The organism is Bartonella sp. AA1HLJMS, from assembly GCF_042197445.1.
GTDB lineage: Bacteria > Pseudomonadota > Alphaproteobacteria > Rhizobiales > Rhizobiaceae > Bartonella.
In genome coordinates, this window is record NZ_JBHIRW010000194.1 from 1 (window position 1) to 1243 (window position 1243).

The following is a 1243-nucleotide window of genomic DNA, read 5'->3' on the forward strand; positions in this document are numbered from 1 at the left end:
GTTGCGGCCATTGCTGCTTATCGCAATAAATCATCACGCGGTAAGTCTTCTTTCTCATGTGATATCGGTGGTGATCCCTTTGTGCAAGCAGAAGCAAAGCTTGTTCAAGAGCCCCCTTTCCGCCCTTATATACCGGCAGAATGGCGCATCAAAAGCGTTAAACACAAACTTGATAAAACGGGTGGTTACACCACAAAAATAGAGTGCGAACTTTTTGATGCATCACAAGAAGATGCGGCTGGAAACGTTGCAAACACAACACCAGAAAAGGATGATACCCTTGATCCAAACGCCCCACCAAACGCATGCGACGAAGGCGAAGGCGTCATCCATATGGATGAGGAAGATATATAAACAAAGCTATTTTATGATGATAAAAAGAAATACTATTTTTATTTTACTATTCCTAAAAATACAGCTAAACAGCGTTCAATTTCTACCATTTTATCTGCATGAATGGAGCCGAAAGCTGGACTAACTTTTTCACATCTTACCGTCATAATCTTATCAATCATTACTTGCGAAGGTTTTTGTAAACCATTTTTTGTGTTTGGCTGAATCGTAATGCGGAGTAATGGCGCATCAACAAGTGTACTTGTAATTGGTAAAACCGTTACACTTGTATGCTCACTAAATTGATTAGCTTGAATGATTAACGCAGGTCTTGGTTTACCAAAATCGCCTTGCATAGCTATTGTGACGAGAGATCCACGCATTATTCTGTCCAGCCATCAACATCCATTAAAGATTGATCCATCAACAACTGCATAGATGTATCTGTTTTATCCATTTTTGCGACTAAGCGACATTGGCGTCGGCACTCTTCTGCAAAGTTCGGTTGGCGAATATCTGGTACCCAAATTTGCATTAAACGCAAACCTGCTTTTCTTTGTGCGTTGCGATGTTTTTGAACGCGTTCATTGACGTGCATTGTAGCCATAACAAAATCTCCATTATGTTTCATGTAACGTATAACACAGAAAAAAGTTACATGAAACAAGATTTTTAATAAAAGGCAATAATTGTAATTTTTAATATTCACTCATCCCCGCCTTGTGTGGGGCTTTTTTATGGAGCAACACATGCGAAAAATATCATTAGAGGGACTTGCACTTATCAAACAATGGGAAGGCTTGCGTTTAAACGCCTACAAAGATACCATTGGGGTGTGGACAATAGGTTATGGACATACAAACAATGCTGGAAAGCCTTTTGTTTATGAAGGCATGACCATCACGGAAAA

3 protein-coding genes and 1 pseudogene are annotated in these 1243 nt (G+C 39.6%); 2 read left to right on the top strand and 2 right to left on the bottom strand.

The window, feature by feature from the left end; genetic code table 11:
- A pseudogene (locus ACFIQE_RS10530) lies at positions 1-354 on the top strand (late control protein); the annotation flags it as partial.
- Between the two features lie 38 nt (positions 355-392).
- On the opposite strand, the gene ACFIQE_RS10535 reads toward ACFIQE_RS10530, so the two are convergent.
- Both ACFIQE_RS10535 and ACFIQE_RS10540 read right to left on the bottom strand, forming a co-directional pair.
- Positions 393-716 (bottom strand): type II toxin-antitoxin system PemK/MazF family toxin, encoded by a 324-nt coding sequence (locus tag ACFIQE_RS10535; protein ID WP_375620473.1) that lies wholly within the window; start codon positions 714-716, stop codon positions 393-395.
- Positions 716-940: an antitoxin MazE family protein gene (locus ACFIQE_RS10540; protein WP_273791685.1), complete on the bottom strand. Its 225-nt coding sequence runs from the start codon at positions 938-940 to the stop codon at positions 716-718. Before ACFIQE_RS10540 ends, ACFIQE_RS10535 begins: the two co-directional genes overlap by 1 nt.
- A 142-nt stretch (positions 941-1082) precedes the next feature.
- Between ACFIQE_RS10540 and ACFIQE_RS10545 the strand changes: the two genes are divergently transcribed.
- Positions 1083-1243, top strand: a 161-nt coding sequence (locus tag ACFIQE_RS10545) for a lysozyme (RefSeq protein WP_375707719.1), incomplete at its 3' end; no start/stop codon positions are given.

Bases quoted from the DNA above. Each gene is read 5' to 3' on its own strand.
- ACFIQE_RS10535 (WP_375620473.1), bottom strand. From the start codon at position 716: ATGCGTGGATCTCTCGTCACAATAGCTATGCAAGGCGATTTTGGTAAA.
- ACFIQE_RS10540 (WP_273791685.1), bottom strand. From the start codon at position 940: ATGGCTACAATGCACGTCAATGAACGCGTTCAAAAACATCGCAACGCA.